Origin of the sequence: Providencia sp. PROV261 (assembly GCF_028477945.1) — a bacterium.
GTDB classification, from domain to species: Bacteria; Pseudomonadota; Gammaproteobacteria; order Enterobacterales; family Enterobacteriaceae; genus Providencia; species Providencia stuartii.
Genome location: NZ_JAMPMC010000011.1, coordinates 18,210 through 36,640 on the forward strand (window position 1 = coordinate 18,210; position 18,431 = coordinate 36,640).

Below are 18,431 nucleotides of genomic sequence, written 5' to 3' on the forward strand. Positions count from 1 at the left end.
AAAAAAATGAGAAGTGAGTATTTGTCTTTCAAGCTATGTATAATAGCGGAAAAATGTCTTTATGTGTCCGTATACTTTGAGTTTATTGCGTAAGAGCAACAAAAAAACGTTTTATGGCCTCAATAAATTCGCGTATTAACGTTTGGACACCTATCTAGGAACAGGAGCTCCACTCATGAATGATACTTCAACCCCCGCGTATCAGAACGTCGATAAGCATGAAATTGAGAAGTTTGAAGCTATTGCTTCTCGCTGGTGGGATCTCGAAGGTGAATTTGCCCCACTTCATCGCATTAACCCGCTTCGCCTTGGCTATATTATGCAACGGGTTGATGGTTTATTTGGTAAGAAAGTACTTGATGTGGGCTGTGGTGGCGGAATTTTATCTGAAAGTATGGCACGTGAAGGTGCCGATGTGACGGGACTTGATATGGGGGCGGACCCACTGATGGTCGCACGCCTGCACTCATTAGAGTCAGGGATCCCTGTTGAATACGTACAAGAAACAGTAGAGCAGCACGCTGACAAATATCCACAAGCTTATGATGTCGTGACCTGCATGGAGATGTTGGAGCATGTGCCTGATCCACAGTCGATCGTACGTGCGTGTGCTAAATTGGTCAAGCCCGGTGGGCATGTTATTTTTTCGACGATCAACCGCAATAAAAAAGCGTGGTTAATGGCGGTCGTTGCGGCGGAATATGTGATGAAAATGGTTCCGAAAGGCACCCACGATGCGAAAAAATTTATTCGCCCTTCTGAACTGATTTCGTGGGCAAACGAGGCTCAGCTAAAAGATAGGCATATCATGGGTTTACATTATAATCCACTCAAAGATAAATTCTATTTAGGCCCGAATGTGGACGTTAATTATATGCTCCATACTGTCAACGAATAAATAGCAAGCGTTACGTTCAAGAAAACAGCAAACGATCGCATTTTGCAAAATTTATTTTCGTCACCCTGTTGCGAGTTTCCACTTATAGAATTCCTTTTCTAGTGCAGCTTACCGACAAGGTGACGTTTTTTATCCCTACAGTTATCCACAGAAGACTCGGATTTGTGCACTTGATAAAACCGCTTATTAACATTATCTTGTTATAGTAAAATCAACAAACCACTACATATAGTATGTAATTTGAATCTAACACTACAAGTCTCATAGAGTTAATCTATGAGCTTTTTTGCGTTAGCAATATGCTATTTTGTAGGTCAACCAAGGTGTACTTGCTCATGAACCAGAGTCTGTTAGTCACAAAACGTGATGGACATAAAGAACGCATTGATCTCGATAAAATCCACAAGGTAATCACTTGGGCTGCTGAAGGCCTGAATAATGTATCTGTTTCTCAGGTGGAGTTACGTTCACAGATTCAGTTTTATGATGGGATCAGAACGTCTGATATTCATGAAACCATGATCAAAGCGGCTGCTGACCTTATTACTGGCGATACGCCTGACTATCAATATCTTGCGGCGCGTCTTGCAATATTCCATCTACGTAAAAAAGCGTATGGTCAATTTGAGCCACCCGCGCTGTACAAGCACGTCACTCGCCTTGTTGAAATGGGCAAATATGATAAGCATTTGCTGGAAGACTACTCACAAGAAGAGTTCGAGCAAATGGATAGTTTCATTGACCATTGGCGTGACATGAATTTCTCCTATGCTGCCGTCAAACAACTTGAAGGTAAGTATTTAGTACAAAACCGTGTTACGGGCGAGATTTATGAGAGTGCACAGTTCCTTTATATTCTCGTTGCTGCATGCTTGTTCTCTCATTATCCAAAAGAGACTCGCTTAGACTACATCCGTCGTTTCTATGATGCGGCTTCCACATTTAAGATTTCGCTACCAACACCAATCATGGCTGGTGTTCGTACACCAACTCGTCAATTCAGCTCTTGCGTATTGATTGAGTGTGGCGATAGCTTAGATTCTATCAACGCAACATCCAGTGCGATTGTTAAGTATGTGTCTCAACGTGCAGGTATCGGTGTAAACGCAGGCCGTATCCGTGCTTTAGGTAGCCCGATTCGTGGCGGTGAAGCATTCCATACTGGTTGTATCCCTTTTTATAAGCACTTCCAAACCGCCGTTAAGTCTTGTTCACAAGGCGGTGTGCGCGGTGGTGCAGCGACACTTTTCTACCCTTTATGGCATTTAGAAGTTGAAAGCCTATTAGTGCTGAAAAACAACCGTGGGGTTGAAGGTAACCGTGTTCGCCATATGGATTATGGTGTCCAAGTCAACAAATTGATGTATGAGCGTTTGATCAAAAACCAAGATATTACGCTGTTCAGCCCTTCTGATGTGCCTGGCTTATATGATGCTTTCTTTGCTGATCAGGATGAATTTGAGCGCCTGTATCTGGCTTATGAACAAGACGACAGCATCCGTAAATCCAGTGTTAAAGCGGTTGACCTCTTTTCATTAATGATGCAAGAACGTGCATCAACAGGTCGTATCTATATTCAGAACGTTGACCACTGTAATACTCACAGCCCATTTGATCCTTTAGTTGCACCAGTGCGTCAATCAAACCTGTGTTTAGAAATTGCACTGCCGACAAAACCATTGAATAACATCAATGATGAAGAAGGTGAAATTGCGCTTTGTACGCTGTCAGCCTTTAACTTGGGTGCGATTGAAAACCTTGATGAATTAGAAGAGTTGGCCGTGCTTGCTGTACGTGCATTGGATGCCCTTCTCGATTATCAAGACTACCCGATTATTGCCGCGAAGAAAGGGGCAATGGGTCGCCGTACTTTAGGTATTGGCGTCATTAACTATGCTTATTATTTAGCCAAGCATGGTGTTCGCTATTCCGATGGCAGCGCCAACAATTTGACTCACAAAACCTTTGAAGCGATTCAATACTATCTATTGAAAGCCTCTAACGAATTGGCTAAAGAGCAAGGCGCTTGCCCTTGGTTCAATGAAACCACTTATTCAAAAGGTATTCTACCAATTGATACCTATAAGAAAGAGTTGGATAAATTGACTGATGAGCCTCTGCATTATGATTGGGAAACGTTACGTAAAGATATCCAACAATATGGTCTGCGTAACTCAACCTTATCAGCGTTGATGCCATCGGAAACATCATCACAGATCTCTAACGCAACCAATGGTATCGAGCCACCTCGTGGTTATATCAGCATTAAAGCATCTAAAGATGGTATTTTACGCCAAGTTGTACCTGATTATGAGAATCTTAAAGGCGCCTATGAGTTGTTATGGCAAATGCCTTCAAACAGCGGCTATTTGCAATTAGTCGGTATTATGCAGAAGTTTGTTGATCAGTCTATTTCTGCAAACACCAACTATGACCCAACGCGCTTTGCAACAGGCAAAGTACCAATGAATCAATTGCTAAAAGATTTATTGCTCGCCTATAAGTTTGGTGTGAAAACACTTTACTACCACAACACCCGCGATGGTGCGGAAGATGTTCAAGGTGATCTGGAAGAAGTTGTTGAGTCAGCGGATTCAGATTGTGAAGGCGGCGCGTGTAAAATTTAATAGGAATTGTCATGTCACATACTTACACCATTTTCTCACAAAAGAGAAATGACCAATTACTTGAGCCGATGTTTTTCGGTCAACCTGTTAACGTTGCTCGTTACGACCAACAAAAGTATCCGATTTTCGAAAAGTTAATCGAGAAACAGCTTTCATTTTTCTGGCGTCCAGAAGAAGTTGACGTTTCCCGTGACCGCATTGACTATAATGGCTTGCCTGATCATGAGAAACACATATTTATTAGTAACCTGAAATACCAAACGCTGCTGGACTCTATTCAGGGCCGCAGCCCGAACGTGGCGTTATTGCCACTGATTTCAATTCCTGAATTAGAAACTTGGGTTGAAACTTGGTCATTTTCAGAGACGATCCATTCACGCTCTTACACTCATATTATCCGTAATATCGTGAATGATCCGGCAATCATCTTTGATGATATCGTTGAAAACGAAGAGATCTTAAAACGCGCTCGTGACATTTCTGCTTACTATGACACGCTGATTGAGATGACCAACTATTACCATATGTTTGGTGAAGGTACTCACACCTGCAATGGTAAACAAATCACAGTATCACTACGTGCACTGAAAAAACAGTTGTACCTGTGCCTAATGAGCGTAAATGCCTTAGAAGCTATCCGTTTCTATGTCAGTTTTGCTTGCTCATTTGCCTTTGCAGAGCGTGAGCTAATGGAAGGGAACGCAAAAATTATTAAACTGATTGCGCGTGATGAAGCCCTTCACTTAACAGGAACCCAGCATATGCTGAACTTGTTACGTTCTGGGCAGGATGATCCTGAAATGGCAGAGATTGCTGCTGAGTGCGAAGACGAGTGCTATAAACTGTTCGTGGATGCGGCTGAACAAGAAAAAGAGTGGGCTGAATATCTGTTCAGTGAAGGTTCTATGATTGGCCTAAATAAAGATATTCTGTGCCAATACGTGGAATATATCACCAATATCCGAATGCAAGCTGTTGGGTTAAAATTACCTTTTGAGGCACGCTCAAACCCAATTCCTTGGATCAATGCATGGTTGGTGTCTGACAACGTTCAAGTTGCGCCGCAAGAAGTCGAAGTTAGCTCTTATCTGGTTGGTCAGATTGACTCTGAAGTCAACACTGATGACCTGAGTGATTTCGAACTCTAATCATGGCTAGCCATAAAGTCACCCTGCGGCTCTCGCAGGGTGTGCAAGTACCTTACCACACCGAGATCCACACAAGCCTGCTTGAAGCACTTGAAGACAGCCGTATTCCTGTTGAATATCAGTGCCGAGAAGGCTATTGTGGCTCATGTCGAGTCATGCTATTAAAAGGGAAAGTGGGCTATAAACAAAAACCGCTTGCCTTTGTACAAGACGGTGAGATTTTACCTTGTTGTTGCCATCCCCTTTCTGACATCGAAATCGGTTAAAACCTCACAGCGATGACGCTCTCTTTACGCCATCGCTGTTAATTAAACACGTCACTTACAGATTATAGATAACCATATAATCCTGCAAATACCCATCCAAACACACAAGAGACACCAACACCAATGAGGCCGGGTAGAATGAAGCTGTGGTTAATCACAAATTTACCTATCCGAGTCGTACCGGAACGGTCAAATTGAATAGCGGCTAAATCACTTGGATAAGTCGGAAGAATATAATAACCATAGCAAGCAGGCGCAGATGCGATGATATAGGCAGGATCAACACCAATGCCGAGCGCTATCGGAACGACCGCAGCTAAAGCGGCTGCTTGTGAGTTCACAAATTTAGAGACCAATAAGAGGATCACGGCATAAGCCCATGGATAGTCTTTGACTAATGCCCCAAGCGTGCCTTTGATTTGATCCATATGCGCGCCAAACATTGTTTCTGCCATCCAAGCGATACCATATACGGCAACAATGGCAATCATTCCTGAACGAAAAACCTCATTTTTCGAAATCTGTGCCGGATTTGTTTTACAAATAATGATGATCAGCGCACCAGCGAGCAGCATAAACATCTGTATCACAAGTACCATTGACAGTGGTTTGCCATTGACCAATGGCCTTAATTCAGAAACCGCCCCCAAAATCGCAACAACCCCAATAGAAGCGAGGAAAATCCACATAGCAACCCAATTGATTTTCGGTAACTTTTTATCGAGTAGTGTCGCGCTGTCGCCATACACATATTCGTAATTTTCATGTACCGAAATAAACTTTTGGAATTCCGGATCTTTATCGAGATCTTTCCCTCTGAACCAACTGAAAATACCGATTGCCAGTATCCCGATTAGGGTCGATGGAATGGTAATCGCCAAGAGATCTAAAAATTCGAGCGATTTACCATTAATGGTGATGCCATTTAACATCGCCACTAAGGACACCACTGCAACAGAGACAGGGCTGGCAATAATCCCCATTTGTGCACCAATACTACTGGCCGCCATCGGTCTTTCAGGACGAATATTATTTTTTATCGCCGCGTCATAGATAATAGGAAGGATGGTATACACCACATGCCCTGTACCACACAAAATGGTTAAAATACAGGTAACAAAAGGTGCCACAATAGAGATGTATTTTGGATTTTTACGTAGTAGTCGTTCTGCAATTTGTAGCATGACATCCAAACCGCCTGATGCCTGTAGAGTCGCTGATGCTGCAACAACAGCGATGATCACAAGCATAACATCAACAGGCGGTTTTCCAGGAGGTAAACCAAAACCAAAAACGAGTATCACTAAGCCAACGCCGCCTAGCAGCCCGAGAGCCATTCCCCCTTTTCTTGCTCCGTAGAACAAGCAGACGAGGATAATGGCAAGTTGTATCAAAAAGTCCATAAGTTCATCCTTTCAATTAATGTTTCCTTACATTATCGGGATGAAAGATTGACACAGATTTGATTTATATTAACTGGTTAAAGAATTTAATCTTATTTTTCAATTCGATTTTCCCACCCCGTCACAAAATTTATCTTAGGTTCCTGAGATACTGTCCTGTTAATCTAAAACATCATATATATCAATCAATTAATTAACATCCGTTAACATTTAAAATCCGATGTATTTACCTTTAATCACCATATCAATAACGATTATTCATTAACTAGGACGAATAATTCGTTGCTATTTTCACCATTCCTTTATAAGAAAAATGCGTGAGTGTAATTTTATGTTTACACTCATTGTAATTTAGATTTGACAGAAAAACTGTGATCGCATAATCTGCTCAGCTAATAAATCCACGACTTTTAATCAGAGGAATTTGTGAAAAATCGCACGCTAGGTAGCGTTTTAATCGTTGCAGGAACAACAATAGGTGCAGGGATGCTGGCTATGCCACTTGCCGCTGCGGGTGTCGGTTTCACAGGTATTGCATGCCTACTTGTCGGCCTATGGATGTTAATGAGTTATACCTCATTACTGCTCGTTGAGGTTTATCAATACAATCCACCAGATATGGGCTTGGGATCAATCGCGAAAAAATACCTTGGGCCTATTGGACAAATCGTCACAGGCTTAAGTATGTTACTTCTGATGTACGCGCTGACTACCGCTTATATTGGTGGCGCGGGTGTCCTGATCTCCAACAGCCTACTCTCGTGGTGGGATATTCATCTGTCGACCAAAACATCAATTATCTTATTTACGCTTATCGGTGGTGCTGTTGTTTGTATTGGTACGCACTCTGTCGATTTTATTAACCGCCTACTATTTACAGCTAAAATTATCTTTTTAGTCATTATGTTGGCTGTTATGTTACCCCACGTTGAAACCGTCAACTTAGGCAGTATGCCTGCTGAAAAAGGGCTACTGCTGGCGGCAGTGCCAGTCATCTTCACCTCATTTGGTTTCCATGGTAGCGTGCCTAGCCTTGTGAATTACATGAATGGCGATGTGCGTAAACTTCGTATCATTTTCATTACAGGGAGTGCGATCCCTTTAGTTGCCTATATCTTGTGGCAGATAGCCACTTTAGGGTCGATCCCTTCTAACACATTTTTAGGGATTTTGGCGCAAAAGTCTGGCCTAGATGGCTTACTCACCGCCATTCGTGATGTCGTTACGGCTCCACGCGTTAATATTGCCGTTAATCTGTTTATGGATTTAGCGCTAGCCACATCGTTTTTAGGGGTTGCTCTTGGTTTATTCGATTACCTTGCTGATTTATTTAAACGGAATGATAGCCTCATTGGGCGTATTCAGACAGGCTTATTAACTTTTTTACCTCCGTTATTAGCAGCGTTATTTTTTAGTAGTTTCGTACAGGCGTTAACTTATGCAGCGGTTGCATTGTCTGTATTAGCCCTGATCATCCCCGCATTATTGACAATGCAAGTTAGAGCCGTTGAAAAACCTATCGATAAGCAAGCTCATTACCGAGTTAAAGGCGGCTCTACTCTACTCCGTCTGGTTTTATTATGCGGTTTTGCAGTGATCATTATTCAATTTGCTATCGTTGCGGGCTACCTACCTAATGTAGGCTAAATTTAGCGTCAAAAACAAAGCTCGTACCGTTCACTAAACGGAAAAGCCCCCCAATAGCAACCAACTATTGGGGGGCTTTTGATATCCGATTTTATAGCGTCACTCCAAACTGTACGGGTTCCGCTATATTACAACCAGTAATTAGAAGCTTAGACCTGCTCCCACATACCAACCGTCAGCAATTTTGTTGCTTGGGTTGTCATGCGTACCTTTAATATCGATGACACGGTAGCCTGCATCAACTGAAAGCGGTTTAAATACAGTATAGCGTGCGCCGACTTTTGCTTCGGTATAAGATTGACTTCCCGATGTTAATGATGCCGGAGCACCATAAGCTTCACCATAAATATTCAAAGAAGGCATCACTTGCCATCCAAGACCGGCTCCACCTGCTAGCGCCATGCCATCTTTATTGTCTTCAGGTGATAAATATAAGGCTTTACCACCAACATAGGCTGAAAATGGACCTAGAGGCAAACCAAAGGTTGCGCCTAAGCTACCCATTTGACCATCATGATCACTACGCGCCCATGAGCCATCAAATGCAAGGCCTGCGCCTTTAGTACCAATGCCTGCATTGAGTTCAGTATAATGCTTACCCACATTCGCATTAACAGAAACAGCTTGTGCAGCCCCGACGAACATCATTGATGATGCTGCCGCTGCAACGAGAAATAATCCTTTACGCATATCATTGCCCCATTAATAGAAGTTATTTAGTCATACTACAATATATAAATCCAATTCTCAGTAGTTATTACTGTTTTTTACTTTTCAGTCATTAAAACAACACCATTCACAACGACGCTGAGTATTCCTATTGATTTTTAATCAGTTATCACAGTAATTGGTACTATGTATTAGTTATACTTTAACTAATCAACTATAATCCAATGATAATAAGGCATTATGCATGGAAAGCATTATATTTCGAACGAAATAAATGCATTTTTTAGTTTTATTGTCTATAACTTACTGGAGTATTGTGATGAAAAAGAAAGGTCTCACGACTGCATCTGGCGCACCTGTTGTTGATAATAATAATGTGATGACGGCAGGCCCTCGCGGCCCTATGCTATTACAGGATGTTTGGTTTTTAGAAAAATTAGCCCATTTTGACCGTGAAGTTATTCCTGAGCGCCGTATGCATGCTAAAGGTTCAGGCGCATTCGGTACTTTTACTGTTACACATGATATTACCCGTTATACCCGTGCAAATATCTTTTCTGCTGTCGGTAAACAAACGGATATGTTCGCACGCTTTTCAACAGTTGCCGGTGAACGTGGTGCGGCAGACGCTGAGCGTGACATCCGTGGTTTTGCATTAAAATTTTACACAGAAGAAGGTAACTGGGATCTGGTTGGTAATAACACCCCTGTGTTCTATCTGCGTGACCCGCTGAAATTTCCGGATTTGAACCACGTGGTTAAACGCTGCCCATACAGTAATATGCGTTCAATGGCTTATAAATGGGATTTCTTCTCTCATTTACCAGAATCACTTCATCAATTGACCATTGACGTGAGTGACCGAGGTATACCTCGTAGCTACCGTCATATGCACGGTTTTGGTAGCCATACTTATAGCTTTATCAATGATAAAAATGAACGTTTCTGGGTTAAATTCCACTTCCGTAGTCAGCAAGGCATTGAGAACTTGATGGATGATGAAGCAGAAGCGATCATCGGTAAAGATCGTGAAAGTTCTCAGCGTGACCTGTTTGATGCCATCAATAAAGGTGACTACCCACGCTGGAAGCTACAAATTCAAGTGATGCCAGAAGCCGAAGCGTCAAAAGTGCCTTATAATCCCTTTGATCTGACTAAAGTATGGCCTCACAAAGACTATCCATTAATTGATGTCGGTTACTTTGAATTAAATCGTAACCCTGCTAACTATTTCTCCGATGTTGAGCAAGCTGCCTTTAACCCAGCAAATATTGTTCCAGGTATCGGTTTCTCTCCGGATAAAATGTTGCAAGGTCGTTTGTTCTCGTATGGCGACACTCAGCGTTATCGTTTAGGTGTTAACCACTACCAGATCCCTGTTAACGCACCACGTTGCCCATTCCATAACTATCATCGTGATGGTGCAATGCGTGTTGATGGTAACAGTGGTAATGGTGTGACCTATGAACCAAACAGTGCAGGTATGTTCCAAGAGCAGCCTAATTTCAGTGAACCACCATTGACGCTTGAAGGTGCAGCTGATCATTGGAACCATCGCGAAGATGAAGACTATTTCAGCCAGCCGCGTGCATTATATGAACTGCTTGATGATGCAGAGCATCAACGCATGTTCAAACGTCTTGCAGGAGAGTTGATTGAGGCTTCTGAAGAGACACAAAAACGCCAAATTGACCTGTTCAAAAAAGTTCACCCTGAATATGGTGCAGGCGTAGAAAAAGCGTTAAATGCCCTTAAATAATCACGCTTAGTTAAACGTCAGGCTCTTATCTTGAGCCTGATGTTTATTATGAGCCATGCCGGAAATTAGTGATTAGTTTACACTATTGACGAAACAAGCCCATCTAACTCTGACGATGCTTTATCACCCCTGTTTTCATCAAAAATAGATAAACTACAGTCCTGAATTCTCTTTTGACTGAATAAGGTCGGGTTGCTGTAACACCCAATTTTTCACTTGCTGGCGCGATACCTTAATACCGCTTCCTTTTAAGCTATTCTCTAATAGAAAAAAATGAGCAGGATATTGAAAAGGCGCTAGTTTGCCTTTTAGCCAACCTTGAATGGTGTCTAATTCACATTTATCGCTGAACTCAATCACGGCAACAGGCCTTTGACCAAACTCCACATCATCAATTGGAATAATAAAGCTTTGACTCACCGCTGGATGGTTATTAATCACCGCTTCAATATCTTCCGGTTGAACACACTCTCCACCACTAATAAATAAGTTATCCAGCCGCCCGATCACATGATACTCATCGTCGATATATACGCCTCTATCATTGGTTTTGAACCAACCTTCGGTGGTTTTTAATGGCATCATTTTTCCATCAAACCAATATCCCATCGCTTGGCTCTGTGAACGGACCTGAATTTCTCCCTCGACTAAGCGCAACTGTTTCCCTTTAAGTGGAAGGCCAACCCCTTTCTTACCATCTGCACGTTTTGCACAGACGGTCGAAGCCATTTCTGTCATACCATAACCACTCCAGCAATCAATGCCTCTATGTGAGGCAAGATCAGTCAATGCAGTCGGGATCGTCGCGCCACCAAGTAAAACCTGTTTTAAAGATAGTGATAATGTTTCCGTTTGATTGAGTAACCGCCACAATTGTGTCGGAACCAAAGACGCATGGGTAACCGTTTGTAATGCTTCGATAAGCGGTGTTGAGCGTATTGCTAGTTGCGCTCCGCGCAGCAACCAACGCCATAAAATACCTTGCCCTGAAACATGAAATAACGGTAAAGAAAGCAGCCAGCAATCATGCTGTTGGTAATCCATCGCCTGTAACACACCATTTGCACTATCGAGGTGAGCAAGCACATTATGCACTGCCGCCTTTGGTAACCCCGTAGAGCCAGATGTTAAGATCAAAGTGGCGGGTTGGGTCTTCGCATGAGAAAAGTGAGGCAGATGGTGTTCCCACTCATGCGCCGTTACCGCTCGCTCTGACACGGCTAAAATTGGGTAAGTAAACTTAGCCAGTAAACCATCATCAAAATCGATAGCAAAATCAATATTCAGATGTGGTAACAGTTCTGCCAGTAAAGACTCAGGTAAACGAGGGTTAAGAGGCAAAACTTTCGCCCCACAATACAATGTTGCAAGTTGGCTCAATAACAGTTCTACACTATTTTTACCGCGCAACACTACGGTTTGTCCGTCACGTAAACCCTGTTGAGTAAAGTGATAAGCGAGCCTCATCACTCGTTGATTCAGTTGTTCCCATGTCAATGGCTCAATATCGGTAATTAATGCCACTGCTTCAGGTCGATGACTGGCCCAATGTTGCCAAGGCCAGTCTTGGAAAAATACTAACTCTGCCATTCGATAGTCAATTCATCTAATTGCTTCACTGGAAGTGAACTATTTGGCCACGTGCGTATCAGTTGAGACTGGATCAAATCTAATGTGTCCAACCCCGGTAGCGTATTAGGCGTTAATGCATTAGCAATGCGCGCTAACTGAGTCAAACCAAAACTACTTTCAATCGATGAGCTGATCACCGCTTGCAGACCGTGATGATGAGCCTCTGTGACTAATTGGCGGCAATAAGCAAGGCTACCAGTTAACATCGGCTTGATCACAATCGCCGCAACTCCCGGTTGAGGCTCCACCCTAAAACCAGCCTCACGCACACTTTCATCCCATGCAATGGCAATGCCAGTATCTGCGGCATATTGCAGTGATTCTTCCCGTGTTTTACAAGGCTCTTCAAGGAAGTCAATACGATCGCGATAAGCAGGGTTAACATATTTCGCAAAGCCATCTGCTTTTGCACGCGTCCAGCTACGATTAGCATCAAGACGTAATTTTAGGTCAGGCACCGCTTCCAGTAATAGGTTCGCCACCATGCCATCACGTACCGCCTCATACAAGCCGACTTTGACCTTAGCGATTTTTTCGCCTTCCATTGCACTTAGACGCAAAATCAAGTCATCAGGATCACCACTACACAATGGTGCTTTGCGGTAGTCGGCTTGCTCAGGAAGTTCCCCCGATAATTCGGCCAATGCACAACTACAACCAAAAGCTACCGACGGTAACAGGCTTTCCGCTAGTGGCTTACCACTTACCCACTCGGCAAGCCGATGTTTGGCTTCTTCTGTTGCCTCCGCCAGCGTTTCTTGGCTAAATTCGGGGAGCGGTGATATTTCCCCCCACCCTTCATTATTCCCTTCTTGTAAGCGAACCAACAACCCATCGCGAGTTTTCAGGCGTTGGTAGCGCAGGATAACGCCTGCCTCCATCGGCAGGCTAAACGCGTAAAGTGTTGCCTTACGCATTATGGATTACGCTTATATTTAGAGAAATCTGGCGCACGTTTTTCATTAAACGCATTGCGTCCTTCTTGACCTTCTTCTGTCATATAGAACAGCATAGTTGCATTGCCAGCCAACTCTTGTAGGCCTGCCTGACCGTCACAATCTGCATTGAGTGCCGCTTTCAAACAACGTAGTGCCATTGGGCTATTTTCAAGCATTTCACGACACCAGCGTACGGTCTCTTTTTCAAGAGAGGCATATGGTACAACCGTATTCACTAAGCCCATTTCCAATGCTTCTTGAGCGTTATACTGGCGGCACAGGAACCAAATTTCACGCGCTTTTTTCTGACCAACAATGCGTGCCATATAGGATGCACCCCAGCCACCATCAAAAGAGCCTACTTTAGGACCTGTTTGACCAAAAATCGCGTTATCCGCGGCAATCGTTAGGTCACACATCATATGTAATACGTGCCCACCCCCAATAGCAAAGCCAGCCACCATCGCCACAACAGGTTTTGGACAAGTACGAATTTGGCGTTGGAAATCTAGGACGTTGAGATGGTGAGTACCACTTTCATCACGATACCCGCCGTAATCCCCACGAATTTTTTGGTCTCCCCCTGCACAGAATGCTTTTTCGCCTTCACCCGTCAAGATAATAGTACCGATTTTATCGTCATAACGCGCATCAGCTAACGCTTGGATCATCTCTTTTACGGTCTGTGGTCGAAATGCGTTACGCACCTGTGGACGGTTAATCGTAATCTTTGCAATCCCTTCTGACGACTTGTGATAGAGAATGTCGTCAAACCCTTCTGAGCAATCTTGCCATTCGATTGGGGCATAGAGTTTTTCTTCGCTAGGATAAATCATTATCAAGTTCCTTTAACCACAGTGTGATAAAAAATGATGAAGTGCAGTGGCATAGCCATACGGATTTTCCCGATGAGCATTATGCCCTGCATTATTAATTAGCGTAATCGGCAAAGCATATTGTTGCGAAACGCTTCGAAATTTTTGATCTTGTTCACCACAAAAGTAGCGAAATGGCATCGTAAGCTGATACAGTTTGTCCACCAAAAAAGGCTGTTTAGACAAAGAGGTACTTTCTAACATATCAGCGACAGCTAAGGGGTTATTGTGCTGTCTTAACAAGATTAATTGTTGGCGTTGGCTCGCAGTTAAATGTGCAAATACGGGTTGTTGATACCAATCATTTAACACTTGGCAAATCGGCTCGTGGCGAAAACGTTGCGCCCAATGGTGGTCGTTGGTGTAACGAGACTCCCGCTCCGATGAGCTATTTAGCCCAACATTTCCTCCTTCAATTACCAACCCACTTAAACCTGCTGGTTGGCGATAACAAGCCGTATGCATAGCAAGGCGTGCACCCAACGAATATCCAATAAGGTAATAATGTTGAATACCATGATGTTGTAAAAGTTGAACCAACTGCTCATCAAAATCAGCAAAACTTTGGCAGCTTATAGACTGAGATAATCCATGACCGGGCAAATCAACACGCAATGACGGGAAGTTAGGGCACAGTTCCACCATCGGCAGCCATTCATCGGCGCTACCGAGCAGCCCGTGTAACCACACTAACCAAGGCCCCGAATGATGTTCATTGTGTCGATAAGCCGCTAACATCAGAAACTGCCTACCTCATCAAGTAACTGTTTTAAAGTTCGCGCACCTTCGTCACTCTCGGTGTTTAATTCAATCAACAATGTCCCTTGTTGGTTATACCAAAATTGTTCAACCGTGGTTTTTAGAGAGAGCCAATCTTTAGGTGCTGCGTACTGCAAGCCAAACATCAGTGCCGCATGCTGAAAGTGAATATTTTGTGGCATACAATAATATTGCTGCCTTGCCGCTTCAGGCGTAGGTAGCATAGAAAATATCTGCCCACCGTTATTATTCACCACAATTAAAATCGTTGGCGCTGAAGGCGCTCGCAATAAAGCGAGGCTATTGAGGTCATACAGTGCCGAAAGGTCACCAACAATCCCCAAGGTCGGCTTGGTGGTTGCCCGCTGGACACCAGACATTGTTGAAATTAGACCATCGATACCACTGGCTCCCCGATTACTATAAACCGGATAACCCACGGGTAATTGCGCCAAAGCATCAATTAGCCGAACAATTAAACTATTACCCACAAATAACTGCCCTTTTGGCGGCAGTAACGCTGGTAATTGATGCGCAATCGCGGCTTCAGAAAAGTGATTGCGTAACTTTGTACTCACATGCCGTTGTGTCTGCTCAGCCAACGAGTAAAGATCTTCACACCAAGCCCCTCTTGGTTGAGCGGGATGAGCATCAAGCCACCCTTTAATTGAGCATGTTAATTTACGTCCGTAGTGATGAGCGGGGTCAAGGCGTTCTGGGATCGTATCAATGATCCAGTATTCTTGTGGATGGCACTGCGCTTGCCATTGAAGTAGGCGTTTTCCTGTTAAGCTCGAGCCGAATTGTACCACCAGTTCAGCTTCATTAAGTCGCGCTTTGGCCTGTGGATGAGCTAACCATAAATCTGCACAAGGATAAGGTTGCCCTGTTTGTGACAACACATCGCTAATTAACGGCCAGCCAAGTTCCTTCGCCCAGTTTGCAACACGCTCACCATCTTGACTATTCATACGACCCGCAATAACAACCCCTTTTTTCTGACGCCAAAAATACCAGTCAGAAATATGGGCAACGGTGTTGGTTAAAGGCTCGCTTAACCAAGGTAAATTAGAATGCCACCAATCGCCAAGTTGTTGCTGCCATTCATAATCTCCTTCCGTTTCACCATACAGCGGCTCAGCAAATGGGCAGTTAATATGGAAAGCGCCGTGGTGTAGTTGATTCATCCCATTATCAATGGCACTGACTAACCATTTCGCCGAAATATCACGCGTTGGTCGGGGTAACATCAAACTTTGTGATGGGTGTGACGCAAAGATATGTGTTTGGCGAATAGCCTGATTCGCGCCACAATCGATAAGCTCCGGCGGTCTATCTGCCGTCAAAAAAATGACTTTTTCGCCAGTCAGTCCGGCTTCAATTAGGGCAGGATAGAGGTTAGCCACTGCGGTTCCTGAAGTGACGATCACGCCGACAGGCTCAAGGCTTGCTTTTGCTAAACCTAAAGCTAGATGCCCCAAGCCTCTTTCATCAAAATGAGTATGGCAGTGAAGCTTATTGTTATTCGCTGCTGCTAACGTCAAAGGTGTAGAGCGAGAACCAGGCGCAATACAAATATGTTTCATACCGTGGCGGGTGAGTGCTTCGATAATAATCTCAGCCCAACGCATATTAAAAACAGAATTCGACATAATGAGCTCAATAAGTTGTTTATTATCAGTAAGTGTAATGCGCTTGATATAAATTTCTTGATCTTAGAACAATTTTTAGTGAACTAATTGAAACCAAAAGAAAAATAACCATATTATATTTATGGTTTTTCAGGGGGTTCAAGTAGAGATTTAAGCCCCGCAGCTTTATTTTCAATTTCAATCCATTCTTGCTCCGGATCAGAATCACTGACAATCCCAGCCCCCGAGAACAATGACAACCGCTGATGTTCAATTTGAGCACAGCGTAAGGACACGGCGAACTCACTTTTATTTAAGCTAACGAAACCTCCCGTTCCAGCGTACCAGCGGCGCGAGAAAGGCTCATGTTCCGTTAAAAATTGACGAGCAACCGTTCTCGGCAACCCACATACCGCAGCAGTAGGTTGTAAACGCTGTAAACATTCACTGTCTGAAGGTGACACTAAAGTTGCGGCAATCGAACGATAGAGGTGTTGGATCTTGCGTAGGCGAATCACTTTCGCGGGTGAAACATCAATACCCGTTACAATACCTTGTAACTGCTGGCAAATATCGTCCACGACCACTAAGTTTTCGTGTTGGTTCTTACTGTCTTCCATCAACCATTTTGCTTTTTCAGCAGCAATCGCGTCATCAGGATGATTCGCGACTGTACCTGCAAGTGCCTCCGAATTGAGTTGTGTACCTTGTCGTAGATACAAACGCTCCGGTGTTGAGGACAGAAAACCTGTTTCTTGGCTTAATGCCATCATAAAATGGTAGCATTGAAAATTAACTCGTTGGCTTGCCGCTAAAAATTCCGCCACAGAAACGGGTTGTGACAACGTCAATTTCGTTTCACGCGCCATCACAACTTTTTCCATCTCCCCCACTCTCATTTTCGTGATAGCTTTATTTAATAGGTGGCACCACTGCGCCTTTTCAGGGAAATGTTCATGACCGATAATTTGTGTATTTAAAGGTGGCAATGTTGCCGCTGGCTTGAGCTGCTTTAAAAATGCGATTGCGGCTAAACGGTCATCTTCACCTTTGATATTAAGATAGACTGATATTGATGAACGAACGCGAAAAATTTCTAAACGCGGTAAAAAGTAAAACGTTGCCTGTTGTTTATCGGCCAATGAAATTCCTTCACCAACCGCGTTCCAACCATTTAAGCCCCATAAACGCATATCGGGATACTGGGCATGTAAAGACAAAAACTGTTCGGCCTCAGTGATTGCGTTAAATTCATATACGGTTCCCAGAGCGCTACACTCATCCGTTCCCGTGCGCTGATACCAATAGAACTGCGGATAACAGGATTGAGCCGATAGCCAAGCTAACCCAGGAAATGTAGAGTGACCATCCAATTGCCAATGTAGACGTATGAATTCTTGATTGCCCAATGCCAATGTTGACAGTTGATGAAGAATTTCAGTTATTAAATTATCTATTTTTTTATATACCACTTTAGATCCCTACTGCCACACTCAACAAAGACTATCGATAATTATATAGTGCAATATAATTTATTAATACATTGATTATTTCTGACAATAGGTGTTACGCCTCGTAAAATCAAATATGTATTAGTAATTTTTTATTACATCACCAATAAATCACTACGCATCTTATTGTATAGATTAAAAAATTTAACTTTAATTATTTACTTGACTTATATCAATCTTTATCTTCAAGATCACACAAAAACACCATTTTGTTTTTTTACTTGATGGTTATTTGTTAATCATATTTGTACAAAGTAAAATAATCATCATCGGGTAACAATACGGTAAGTATTCAAATACGTCACATCACACTAAAAAAACATTAATTATAATTACGATATTAAAAAATAAAAAAATGATATGACAAAAACAATGCTCGCAGAGTTAATATTTATTATTCACTCTCTTAACGCGTCAAAGAGTGACATAATATTTTTATCTTAGAACATTTAATATAACTTCCTGCACTTTTATGATTAGACATTTCAACATTTAATCATAATGAATTTATTATCGATTATATTAGGTCGTCAATTTATAATATATATTTTCATATTTTAGTATCTACTTTTAGGCGTTCCTTAAAGTAATTTATTCTTAACTATACGGGGTAAATGCAAATCTAATGTTTTATCATGGGTGATAAATTGCTTAGAGATAATACTATT

At 42.8% G+C, this 18,431-nt stretch carries 14 protein-coding genes; 6 read left to right on the forward strand and 8 right to left on the reverse strand.

Going from position 1 to position 18,431, the window contains the following annotated elements:
* Positions 1 to 175: 175 nt before the first annotated feature.
* The 4 genes from ubiG to yfaE all read left to right on the forward strand — a co-directional run bounded on the left by ubiG (position 176) and on the right by yfaE (position 4,939).
* A complete protein-coding gene (gene ubiG, locus PR675_RS07435) occupies positions 176 to 898 on the forward strand; it encodes a bifunctional 2-polyprenyl-6-hydroxyphenol methylase/3-demethylubiquinol 3-O-methyltransferase UbiG (RefSeq protein WP_272582713.1) in 723 nt (240 codons plus the stop codon).
* 335 nt (positions 899 to 1,233) lie between these two features.
* The gene (gene nrdA / locus PR675_RS07440) at positions 1,234 to 3,525 is read left to right on the forward strand and encodes a class 1a ribonucleoside-diphosphate reductase subunit alpha (protein ID WP_004921074.1); all 2,292 of its coding nucleotides are present in this window, start codon (positions 1,234 to 1,236) and stop codon (positions 3,523 to 3,525) included.
* 11 nt (positions 3,526 to 3,536) lie between these two features.
* Positions 3,537 to 4,673, forward strand: a complete 1,137-nt coding sequence (gene nrdB, locus PR675_RS07445; RefSeq protein ID WP_004921075.1) for a class Ia ribonucleoside-diphosphate reductase subunit beta — start codon at positions 3,537 to 3,539, stop codon at positions 4,671 to 4,673.
* 2 nt (positions 4,674 to 4,675) lie between these two features.
* On the forward strand, positions 4,676 to 4,939 hold the full coding sequence (gene yfaE, locus PR675_RS07450) for a class I ribonucleotide reductase maintenance protein YfaE (RefSeq protein ID WP_014656251.1): 264 nt from the start codon (positions 4,676 to 4,678) through the stop codon (positions 4,937 to 4,939).
* A gap of 62 nt (positions 4,940 to 5,001) precedes the next feature.
* On the opposite strand, the gene PR675_RS07455 is transcribed toward yfaE, so the two are convergent.
* A complete protein-coding gene (locus PR675_RS07455; RefSeq protein ID WP_004921077.1) occupies positions 5,002 to 6,342 on the reverse strand; it encodes an anaerobic C4-dicarboxylate transporter in 1,341 nt (446 codons plus the stop codon).
* 486 nt (positions 6,343 to 6,828) lie between these two features.
* On the opposite strand from PR675_RS07455, the gene tyrP reads away from it, so the two are divergent.
* Positions 6,829 to 7,989, forward strand: coding sequence for a tyrosine transporter TyrP (gene tyrP / locus PR675_RS07460; protein ID WP_230084765.1), 1,161 nt, complete (start codon positions 6,829 to 6,831; stop codon positions 7,987 to 7,989).
* 141 nt (positions 7,990 to 8,130) lie between these two features.
* Here the strand turns inward: tyrP and PR675_RS07465 are convergent, their stop codons facing one another.
* Positions 8,131 to 8,679: a YfaZ family outer membrane protein gene (locus tag PR675_RS07465; RefSeq protein ID WP_004921080.1), complete on the reverse strand. Its 549-nt coding sequence runs from the start codon at positions 8,677 to 8,679 to the stop codon at positions 8,131 to 8,133.
* A gap of 298 nt (positions 8,680 to 8,977) precedes the next feature.
* Here PR675_RS07465 and PR675_RS07470 point away from each other — a divergent pair, with 298 nt between their 5' ends.
* Positions 8,978 to 10,417, forward strand: a complete 1,440-nt coding sequence (locus PR675_RS07470) for a catalase (RefSeq protein WP_004921082.1) — start codon at positions 8,978 to 8,980, stop codon at positions 10,415 to 10,417.
* Between the two features lie 153 nt (positions 10,418 to 10,570).
* Here PR675_RS07470 and menE read toward each other — a convergent pair whose 3' ends face one another.
* The 6 genes from menE to PR675_RS07500 form a co-directional block, all read right to left on the reverse strand.
* The gene (menE, locus tag PR675_RS07475; protein ID WP_272582714.1) at positions 10,571 to 12,007 is read right to left on the reverse strand and encodes an o-succinylbenzoate--CoA ligase; all 1,437 of its coding nucleotides are present in this window, start codon (positions 12,005 to 12,007) and stop codon (positions 10,571 to 10,573) included.
* Positions 11,995 to 12,966 carry an o-succinylbenzoate synthase gene (gene menC, locus PR675_RS07480; protein WP_060561117.1) on the reverse strand — a complete coding sequence of 324 codons (972 nt, stop codon included), beginning with the start codon at positions 12,964 to 12,966 and terminating at the stop codon, positions 11,995 to 11,997. The genes menE and menC overlap by 13 nt, the downstream gene beginning before the upstream one ends.
* A complete protein-coding gene (gene menB, locus PR675_RS07485) occupies positions 12,966 to 13,823 on the reverse strand; it encodes a 1,4-dihydroxy-2-naphthoyl-CoA synthase (RefSeq protein ID WP_004921088.1) in 858 nt (285 codons plus the stop codon). Before menB ends, menC begins: the two co-directional genes overlap by 1 nt.
* A gap of 12 nt (positions 13,824 to 13,835) precedes the next feature.
* On the reverse strand, positions 13,836 to 14,600 hold the full coding sequence (gene menH / locus PR675_RS07490; protein WP_014656254.1) for a 2-succinyl-6-hydroxy-2,4-cyclohexadiene-1-carboxylate synthase: 765 nt from the start codon (positions 14,598 to 14,600) through the stop codon (positions 13,836 to 13,838).
* Positions 14,600 to 16,273, reverse strand: a complete 1,674-nt coding sequence (gene menD, locus PR675_RS07495; RefSeq protein WP_040133287.1) for a 2-succinyl-5-enolpyruvyl-6-hydroxy-3-cyclohexene-1-carboxylic-acid synthase — start codon at positions 16,271 to 16,273, stop codon at positions 14,600 to 14,602. Before menD ends, menH begins: the two co-directional genes overlap by 1 nt.
* Before the next feature lie 119 nt (positions 16,274 to 16,392).
* Positions 16,393 to 17,724: an isochorismate synthase gene (locus PR675_RS07500; RefSeq protein ID WP_060561118.1), complete on the reverse strand. Its 1,332-nt coding sequence runs from the start codon at positions 17,722 to 17,724 to the stop codon at positions 16,393 to 16,395.
* Positions 17,725 to 18,431 lie beyond the last annotated feature (707 nt).

Bases quoted from the DNA above. Each gene is read 5' to 3' on its own strand.
- tyrP (WP_230084765.1), top strand. From the start codon at position 6,829: ATGCTGGCTATGCCACTTGCCGCTGCGGGTGTCGGTTTCACAGGTATT.
- yfaE (WP_014656251.1), top strand. From the start codon at position 4,676: ATGGCTAGCCATAAAGTCACCCTGCGGCTCTCGCAGGGTGTGCAAGTA.
- PR675_RS07455 (WP_004921077.1), bottom strand. From the start codon at position 6,342: ATGGACTTTTTGATACAACTTGCCATTATCCTCGTCTGCTTGTTCTAC.
- menD (WP_040133287.1), bottom strand. From the start codon at position 16,273: ATGTCGAATTCTGTTTTTAATATGCGTTGGGCTGAGATTATTATCGAA.
- nrdB (WP_004921075.1), top strand. From the start codon at position 3,537: ATGTCACATACTTACACCATTTTCTCACAAAAGAGAAATGACCAATTA.
- menE (WP_272582714.1), bottom strand. From the start codon at position 12,007: ATGGCAGAGTTAGTATTTTTCCAAGACTGGCCTTGGCAACATTGGGCC.
- PR675_RS07470 (WP_004921082.1), top strand. From the start codon at position 8,978: ATGAAAAAGAAAGGTCTCACGACTGCATCTGGCGCACCTGTTGTTGAT.
- nrdA (WP_004921074.1), top strand. From the start codon at position 1,234: ATGAACCAGAGTCTGTTAGTCACAAAACGTGATGGACATAAAGAACGC.
- menC (WP_060561117.1), bottom strand. From the start codon at position 12,966: ATGCGTAAGGCAACACTTTACGCGTTTAGCCTGCCGATGGAGGCAGGC.
- menB (WP_004921088.1), bottom strand. From the start codon at position 13,823: ATGATTTATCCTAGCGAAGAAAAACTCTATGCCCCAATCGAATGGCAA.
- menH (WP_014656254.1), bottom strand. From the start codon at position 14,600: ATGTTAGCGGCTTATCGACACAATGAACATCATTCGGGGCCTTGGTTA.
- PR675_RS07465 (WP_004921080.1), bottom strand. From the start codon at position 8,679: ATGCGTAAAGGATTATTTCTCGTTGCAGCGGCAGCATCATCAATGATG.
- ubiG (WP_272582713.1), top strand. From the start codon at position 176: ATGAATGATACTTCAACCCCCGCGTATCAGAACGTCGATAAGCATGAA.